At 49.6% G+C, this 1,764-nt stretch carries 3 protein-coding genes; all 3 read right to left on the reverse strand.

The window, feature by feature from the left end; translation table 11 throughout:
• The coding region (locus AC1WIP_RS15525; protein ID WP_481142676.1) for a DUF4097 family beta strand repeat-containing protein at window positions 1-633 on the reverse strand (633 nt) is incomplete at its 3' end.
• Between the two features lie 10 nt (window positions 634-643).
• Complete coding sequence (locus AC1WIP_RS15530; protein ID WP_481142677.1) at window positions 644-1,342, reverse strand: permease prefix domain 1-containing protein; 699 nt, start codon at window positions 1,340-1,342, stop codon at window positions 644-646.
• A gap of 82 nt (window positions 1,343-1,424) precedes the next feature.
• Window positions 1,425-1,764 (reverse strand): PadR family transcriptional regulator (locus AC1WIP_RS15535; protein WP_481142678.1); only part of this gene is annotated, 340 nt, incomplete at its 5' end.

A 1,764-nucleotide genomic window follows, 5' to 3' on the forward strand; every position in this document is an offset into this window, starting at 1 on the left:
TCTAACATCCCCCACCTGAATGTCTCCACTGCCTGCGGAAGCGCTCAGATTTCCCTGACAGAAGCCGATTTCCGTATCGCCGCTGGCAGTAGACAGTATAAAATCCCCTTCACAGACTTCGATTTCCACATCGCCGCTGGATGCGGAAATGCTGCCTTCTGCCGCCCGCAAAAGTTCGGCCTGCACGTCCCCGCTTCCACTCTCCACCTCCAGCGTATCCAGCTGTTCAAAAAGCGCCCCCGGAACATACACCTTTACATACTCCCTTCTCCATCCCCCAAAGAAGTTCCGGTCTTTATCCCTGCGGATGGACACTACGCCGCCTGTCTTTTCCAAGGCTGCATATTCCTCTTCCTTGGCCTTGTAGGAAAAATATTCCTCCAAAATCAGAGCTTTCCCCTCCGTCTCGCAAAAAATAATATCACATCCCGTCTCCGAAAAATCCACCTTTAATTGCGACACATCTGTCACATTTAATTCCCGGGTATTCTGCAGTGTACAGAAAGGGCCTCCGCTCTTCCACTCCCAGCCGGATTTTCTGTTCCCTTCGGACAGACAGTAAACCAGCACCGCCGTCAGGCAAAGGGCCAGCACAGTTAAAATTCCAATCAAAGCTATTTTAAGTCCCTTCATGGCATCCCCCTTATTTCTCATCCTTCTTCAGACTGAATACAAGCGAAATAATGCTTTCCAGGCAGGCTAAAACCAAAAAGATCACCCAGGTAATCCCCCAGGCTCCTGTGGTAAAGCTCACCACAAAATAGCAGGCGATCCCCAGGGTCCACAAAACTGTGCTCAAGGCGTCCTTCACCGCCTTATCCTTCCTCCGCTCGCTTTTCCACGCCTTGTACTCTTCCACCATGTTTTCCTCTTTTTTCTGGTACCGGGGATACATCATGGAGCTGTAAATCAGCATACAGGTAGGAGGAATGCAGAGAATGCAGGCGAAAATCAAGCCAATCACTCCTGTTTCCATTCCAAGCAGGCTTTCTGTGTAATCCTCAAGACCGGCAAAAATAAGAAGCACCGCCAGCGCCAGAATATAAATCCCCACAGAAACAGACGTGATCACCGCTCTTTTTTTCTGGAGCTGTGCCTGCTGCCGGCCCAGGGGCTCCCTTTCCTCTTCCTCCCCTATCAGCTCTAAAAACAGCTCCTCCACATTCCCTATGGAATGAATCACAATGTCAAAGGCATCCTCCTCCTTGTAGCCCTGGCTTACCAGGTCCGCCAGCTTTTCCTCTCCATTGTTTATGATTTCCTCCCGCAGATCTACCGCCGCTCTGGTCTTGGGCGCATCCTCAAATAATGCCTCTATATATTCTCTGATTTTCTGATTCATATTTCCCTCTTTTCTGCGCCTGCGCGCTATTGCCTTTTCTTTTTCCTTCACTATCCCTTTTCAGTCTTCTTTGGCAAATGCCTTACACAAGGAGCCTGTCGATCATATTCTTGGCCTCTTCCCACTCCTTTTTATATCTATAGTAGGCCTCCCGTCCGCTTTCCGTAATGCTGTAGTAGCGGCGCCTTGCACCCACATTCTCATCTCCCCAGTAGGTACGGATATAGCCTGCCTGCTCCAGCCTCCGGAAAGCTGTGTACAGGGTAGCCTCCTTCAGCTCATAGGCGTTTCCCGTCTTTTTCATAATATCCTTATTAATCTGATAGCCATAGCTGTCATGAGAAAGCAGGCTGGCCAGAATGATGGTCTCTGTATGTCCCCTCAAAATATCGGACGTAATAGACATTCCCTCACTCCTTCCT

The sequence above is a fragment of the Acetatifactor sp. genome (assembly GCF_982438285.1).

Coding starts and splice junctions, on each gene's coding strand:
- AC1WIP_RS15530 (WP_481142677.1), bottom strand. CDS start 1,342: ATGAATCAGAAAATCAGAGAATATATAGAGGCATTATTTGAGGATGCG.